This is a genomic window from Homoserinimonas sp., from assembly GCF_056262345.1.
Genome location: NZ_JBACFR010000098.1, coordinates 1 through 6,243, shown reverse-complemented (window position 1 = coordinate 6,243; position 6,243 = coordinate 1). Strand labels below are relative to the sequence as shown.

Here is a 6,243-nt window from a genome sequence, read left to right as displayed (position 1 = left end):
GGCCAAGCAAGCCCTGCTGTGAATTGGCTCAGCGCGCGAACGTCACAAAGGGAAGCCGTGCGATTTAGCCGATGAGCGCGGCTGCCGCCGCGGCGCGCTTGTGAAGTTCGGCCGAGATGGGGGCGGAGCCCGCCGATTCTGCGGCCCGCTGCTGGCCAGCATCACTCACGATGTACTCGAAGTAGCCGCGCACGAGGGTTCCCTCGATGTCGTCGCTGTAGTCCTGGCAGCCCACCACGTAGCTGATGAGCACGATCGGGTAGACCCCGGCCGCCGTCGTTGTGCGGTCGATCTCTATCGCCAGGTCGCCCTCGGTGCGACCGGGAGCGATGGGGGATGCATCGACGATCGCGGCGGCAGCCTCGGCGGAATACGGCACGAACTCGTCTCCCACCTGCACCGAGACGAGGCCGAGATCGGCGGCGCGCGAGGCATCGATGTAGGCGATCGTGCCGGTGCCGTTGCGCAGGCTGTCCACGACGCCGGATGTTCCCTGGGCTGCTTCTCCGCCGTCGAACGGCCATTCACCGCTGGGCTTGTGTGGCCAGGCTGCGGGGGCGGCTGCCGAGAGGTACTCGGTGAAGTTCTCGGTGACCCCCGAGTCGTCGGAGCGGTGGATGGCGGTGATGCGAGAACTTGGCAGCGTCACGCCCGGGTTGAACTGCGCGATCGCCTTGTCGTTCCACTGGGTTATCTCGCCGGAGAAGATCTGGGCAATCGTGGTGGCATCGAGGTTGAGGGTGTCAATTCCTTCGAGCTGAAACGCGATGGCGATTGGGGAAATATAGGCGGGGAGTTCGACGATGCCGGTGCCGGGGACGCAGCCGTCGAACGGCTCGGTGGCGATCTCTTCGACCGTAAAGGCCCGATCCGATCCGGCGAAGGCGCTTCCGCCGGCGCTGAACATTTCGCGGCCGGCACCAGAACCTGCTGGGTCATATTCGATCGTCGCTCGGGAGTTGGTGGTCTGAAAGCCCACCGTCCAGGCCTCTTGGGCCGCCTGCTGCGCGCTGGAGCCGCCCCCGACGATGATGCCGCTGTACGGCCCAGTGACGTCGGTGGTGCGCTCATTGACGGCGCAGGACGCAAGCATTGCGGTCGCTGCGATCATGGCGGCGATGGCACCGGCACGGCGGATGATGGTCACTGGATGGCCTCGAAAGTCACCATGACAGGCTAACCATTTTTCGAACCGCCGGTGTTCTGCACCGGTGAGAGCCCGGATTCGTTCAGCGCGACCCAAACCCGGTAGTTTCGCCCCGCGCTGCCGCCTCCAAAGTAGCGATGTCGATCTTGGTCATCGGCATGAGGGCCTGAAAGACCCGGTCGCGGGCGGCGGTGTCTGCGGTCGTCATCCATTCGTCCATGCTGGCGGGCACGATCTGCCATGAGACGCCGAAGCGATCTGCGAGCCAGCCGCACTGGCTGGGCCGTCCGCCCTCGGTGAGGGCATTCCACAGCCTGTCGATCTCGGCCTGGTCGGCGCACATCACCTGAAGCGAGAGCGCCTCTGAGAACGTGAACGGCTGCTCAACTCCACTATCCATTGCCACGAGGGGTGTTGATTTGAGCACAAAACGGGCGTGGGCTACCTTGCCTTCTGGCCCGGCGTCAGAGCTGGTGTAGCGGCTGACCGCCTCGATCGAACTGTTATCGAAGAGGTGTGTGTAGTACTCCATGGCCTCTTCTGCGCGCCCCTGCTGCTGCGCCGAGAAGAGCAGCGACGGAATCACCCGAGTCCCCGGTGCATCCGTCGCCATGATCTGCCACGACACCCCGTAGCGGTCCTGAACCCAGGCATAGCGCTCGCTCCACGCGTACGAATCGAGGGCCATGAGGGTGTGGCCCCCCGCCGAGAGGGCGGCGTAGATGCGGTCGACCTCCTGGGCGCTGCCCGTTTCGATAAAGAACGAGATGCTGGGGTTGATCCTGAATTCAACGTTGCCGCCGCCGTTGAGGGCTGTTAGCCGCTGGCCGCCCACCTCGAACTCCACCGTGAGCACACTGCCGGGAGGGCGACCGCTCAGATTGCCGGACGATTCGGGAAAGTAGGAGGTCGCGAGAATGCGCCCACCGATGGCATCCGTGTAGAAGGCCGCCGCCTCTTCTGCCTGGTCGGTGAGCCAGATACACGGCACAATTTTGCTGGTCATGCCGATGAGAATAATTCGAGGTTGCCGCGAAGTGTCGGATTCGAGTGAACTCACAGCCATCACCGGAACCGCGCGATCAGACTCCGGGGGAGTGGACTTCGATCGCAACGATCCCGGCTTCTGGTCGCTCCGACGAGAGATGAATCACGGCAAACCCGCCGGTTTCGAGCATCGCCGCTGCCCTCACCGCACTGTCGACGGGGGTGTTGGTCTGGCGGGCGACCTCCGCGAGGATTTCGGGCAACACGGGTCCGTGGCTGCACAGCACTGCGGTCTTTCGCTTGCGCAACCGCTTGGCGATCACCGCCTGCACATCGGCGGTGCCGTCCTCCCATGCGTCTTGGCTGATCCTGTCGGTCTCTTTGATCTTGAGGCCAGTGAGCTTGGCGAGGGGCTTGACCGTGGCGACGCACCGCACCGCAGTGCTGCTGATGAGCTTCTGAGGGCCGAACGCGGCGATTGCGGATGCCGCAGAGGCCGCCTGCTTTTCTCCCTGGCGCAGCAGAATGCGTTCAGCGTCTGGCCCGTCAAAATCGTGGGGAGAGATGGCCTTGCCGTGGCGTAGCGCGATGACGGCGAATGTGCGTGCGGTGTCGTTGTCCACCCGAGCGGAAAACCGGTCGAGCACCTCGCGGTCGTGCGAATAGGTCAGAGCCTTGCGTGCCTTGGCAAGCGACAGCCACTCAAGCTTGGCCACCTCGTCGTTGGGGGTAAAGACGTGCGCCTCGTGGGTCTCGTCATCGACCTCAGCCGCCCAGTAGTGCACGATCTTGTCGCGGCCTCCCGGCAGCGTGTATTCGGTGGTCCCGAGCGGCGCACCGAGAGCGATGTCGAGCCCCGTTTCTTCTTCGATCTCACGGGCCGCCGTCTGGGGCAGGCTCTCGCCGGGGTCGACCTTGCCCTTGGGTAGCGAAATGTCGCCGTGCCGGTCGCGATGAATGACGAGCACGCGAATCTTGCCGTCGAGTACTCGCCAGCACACCGCGCCGGCGGCGAGAACGGGGGAAGCCGGGCTGGATGTGCTCATCGGGCTGCCGCCGGCCTGCGACGGGCGCTGATTATCTGCATCGTCACATTCTGCATGTCCGGCAGCGGTGTGCCATCGTCTGCGAGGTGGTGTCGTGTCCATTCCCCATCGGGCTCGAGCCACCACGACGATGTCGAATCCGCCATAGCAAGGTCGAAGATGTTATCGATTCTGCTCAGGTGTTCCGGGTCGGTCAGGCGCACGAGAGCCTCCACTCTGCGGTCGAGATTGCGGTGCATCATGTCTGCACTGCCGATATAGGTGAGCGGTTCGCCGCCGTTTTCGAATCGGAATATGCGCGAGTGCTCGAGGTAGCGCCCCAGGATGGAGCGAACCCGAATGTTGTCGCTGAGACCGGGGACTCCGGGCTTGAGGCCGCAGATACCGCGCACGACGAGGTCAACATTTACCCCGGCCTGACTCGCGCGATAGAGGGCGTCGATGATCTGTTCGTCCACGATGGAGTTGAGCTTGATGCGGATTCCGCTTGGCCGTCCGGCGAGGGCAGCGGCGGTCTCATTCTTGATGCGCTTGATGAGGCCTTTTCGCAAATGGAGGGGAGCAACGAGCAGGCGCTTGAACTTCTTTTCGATGGCATACCCCGAGAGTTCGTTGAACAGCCGGGTGAGGTCGTTGCCCACAACTGGGTCGGCCGTGAACAGGCCGAGATCCTCGTATACCCGGCTCGTCTTGGGGTTGTAATTGCCGGTGCCGACATGGCTGTAGTTGGTGAGGCTGCCGTCGCTCTCCTGCCGAACCACGAGAGCGAGCTTGCAGTGCGTTTTGAGCCCGACAAGGCCATAAACCACGTGCACTCCCGCTTTTTCGAGCTTGCGGGCCCACGTGATGTTGGCTTGCTCGTCGAAGCGCGCTTTGATCTCCACGAGGGCGAGCACGGCCTTGCCCGCCTGGGCCGCGTCGATCAGGGCCTCCACGATGGGGCTATCGCCGGATGTTCGATACAGCGTCTGCTTGATGGCGAGAACCGAAGGGTCTGCCGCGGCCTGTTCGAGAAACGCTTGCACGCTCGTGCCGAACGATTCGTAGGGGTGATGCACCAGAACATCCCGTCGCTTGATCGAGGCGAAGATGTTGGATTCGCCACCCGGCTCCGCCGGCAGGAGAGCCGTGCTCGTCGTGGGCAGATGCTTGCGATATTTGAGCGATGGCCGGTCGATCTTGAACACCTCGAAGAGGCCGCCCAGGTCGAGCGGAGCAGGAAGCCGGTACACCTCCTGCTCGGTGACCCCCAGTTCACGGATGAGCAGATCGAGGGTGCGATCATCCATGTCCTCGGTGATTTCGAGCCGGATGGGTGGGCCGAATCGGCGCCGCAGCAGCTCTCGTTCGAGGCTCTGGATGAGGTTCTCTGATTCGTCTTCGTCGATCTCGACATCTTCGTTGCGGGTGACGCGAAACTCGTGATGGTCAAGAATCTCCATCCCCGGAAACAGTTCGCCGAGGTGGTTGGAGATGAGGTCTTCGAGCGGAATGAACCGCAGCAGCCCGCGCTCGTCGTCGGGCAGCTTGACGAAGCGGGGCAAAATGCTCGGCACCTTGATGCGAGCGAACTGCACTTTGCCGGTCTTGGGGTTGCGAACGCGCACCGACAGGTTGAGCGAGAGCCCGGAGATGTAGGGGAACGGATGCGCCGGGTCGACCGCGAGTGGCATGAGCACCGGAAAGATCTGATGGGTGAAAATCTCGTCGATGCGGTCTCGGTCGTCTTGGCCGAGGTCTGCCCACGTTTCTATGTGGATGCCGGCGTCGTCGAGAGCAGGCTTTACCAGCTCCCGAAACGCGAGCGCATGCCGATCCTGCAGCTCATGCGCTCTGGCGCTGATGCTGCTGAGTACCTCGGCGGGCGACCTGCCGATGTTGGTGGGAACGGCGATGCCGGTTGCGATGCGCCGTTTGAGCCCGGCGACCCGCACCATGAAAAACTCGTCGAGGTTGCTGGCGAAGATCGCGAGAAAGTTGACGCGCTCAAGCAGCGGCAGTTGCGGGTCTTCTGCCAGTTCGAGCACGCGGGTGTTGAAGGCGAGCCAGCTCAGCTCTCGGTCGAGGTAGCGGTTGCCTGGCAGGGTGCCGTCATCAACCCACGCAGACTCGTAGTCGTCATCATCGAGGCTTTCGGTGATGAGGCCAGTGTCGTCGATGGTGATATCGGCATCCATCGCTCAATACTTGCACCACACCGTGAACTGCGGGTTATCGAACTGTGACGCTAGCGGCGTGTTGAGTACTGCACATCGACCGTGTGGTCGGCGAAACCGTAAGAGCGGTAGAGACGAACGGCGGGCACGTTATCCGCGTCAACGTAAAGGCTTGCCGTGCGGATGCCGCTGGCGGCCAGGTGGGCGAGCCCTGCCGCGACGAGACGGCGGCCCAGCCCGGAACCCTGGTGGCGAGGGTCGACTCCGACCACATAGAACTCACCGATGCCCCCGTCGACCTTGAGCCAGCAGAATGCGATCAGTTGCCCGTCTTCGTCACGCAGCAGCAAAAAGTCGTCGGCGTTGAACCAGGGTTCGGCCATGCGCGCGTCGAGGTCCGCCTGTGTAAGGGAACCCTGCTCTGGGTGGTGAGCGAACGCGCGGGCGTTGATGTCAAGCCATGCGGCATCGTCGCGTCCCGGGCGAAAAGGCGTGAAGCCGTCGAGCGCCGCAGCGCCGTCCAGGTCTGAGGCGTCCAGGTCGGCGGCGTCCAGGCCAGCGGCGACCGGGGCACGCAGTTGCAGGAGGGTGCGCACGGCGGTGAGCTCGTGCCGGGCGGCGAGGGAGCGCGCTGCGGGATGATCGCCGTGCGCCCAGATAAGAACCGACGGGGATTCCGTGAGCACGCGGGTGAGCATCTGCTCGCCCAGGCCGTCGCCTCGGGCATCGGGGCCGACACCCAGCTCGGCCTCCCCGGGGTCGCCCGTGAGGAGAACGGCGGCGGCGGTTTCGTCGATCGAGAGAAGTTCGCGGCGGCCGTCACGCAGCTCCACGAGGCTCTGGTCTGAGAACGGCGGCTGGCCATCCGTTGCCGTTGCGCGGGAGATGAGCCTGTTCAGCCATTCGG

5 protein-coding genes are annotated in these 6,243 nt (G+C 63.9%); all 5 read right to left on the bottom strand.

The window, feature by feature from the left end:
* Window positions 1–64: 64 nt before the first annotated feature.
* Window positions 65–1,111, bottom strand: coding sequence for a phosphate ABC transporter substrate-binding protein PstS (locus AC062T_RS05070; protein ID WP_476027982.1), 1,047 nt, complete (start codon window positions 1,109–1,111; stop codon window positions 65–67).
* 118 nt (window positions 1,112–1,229) lie between these two features.
* Complete coding sequence (locus tag AC062T_RS05065) at window positions 1,230–2,153, bottom strand: VOC family protein (protein ID WP_476027980.1); 924 nt, start codon at window positions 2,151–2,153, stop codon at window positions 1,230–1,232.
* 76 nt (window positions 2,154–2,229) lie between these two features.
* Window positions 2,230–3,180, bottom strand: a complete 951-nt coding sequence (locus AC062T_RS05060) for an NUDIX hydrolase (protein ID WP_476027978.1) — start codon at window positions 3,178–3,180, stop codon at window positions 2,230–2,232.
* On the bottom strand, window positions 3,177–5,357 hold the full coding sequence (locus AC062T_RS05055) for an RNA degradosome polyphosphate kinase (RefSeq protein WP_476027976.1): 2,181 nt from the start codon (window positions 5,355–5,357) through the stop codon (window positions 3,177–3,179). Before AC062T_RS05055 ends, AC062T_RS05060 begins: the two co-directional genes overlap by 4 nt.
* 50 nt (window positions 5,358–5,407) lie before the next feature.
* Window positions 5,408–6,243: mycothiol synthase (gene mshD / locus AC062T_RS05050; protein WP_476027974.1), on the bottom strand; the 836-nt coding region annotated here is incomplete at its 5' end.

Excerpts from the sequence above, each read along its gene's own strand:
- AC062T_RS05065 (WP_476027980.1), bottom strand. The coding sequence starts at position 2,153 with ATGACCAGCAAAATTGTGCCGTGTATCTGGCTCACCGACCAGGCAGAA.
- AC062T_RS05070 (WP_476027982.1), bottom strand. The coding sequence starts at position 1,111 with ATGATCGCAGCGACCGCAATGCTTGCGTCCTGCGCCGTCAATGAGCGC.
- AC062T_RS05055 (WP_476027976.1), bottom strand. The coding sequence starts at position 5,357 with ATGGATGCCGATATCACCATCGACGACACTGGCCTCATCACCGAAAGC.
- AC062T_RS05060 (WP_476027978.1), bottom strand. The coding sequence starts at position 3,180 with ATGAGCACATCCAGCCCGGCTTCCCCCGTTCTCGCCGCCGGCGCGGTG.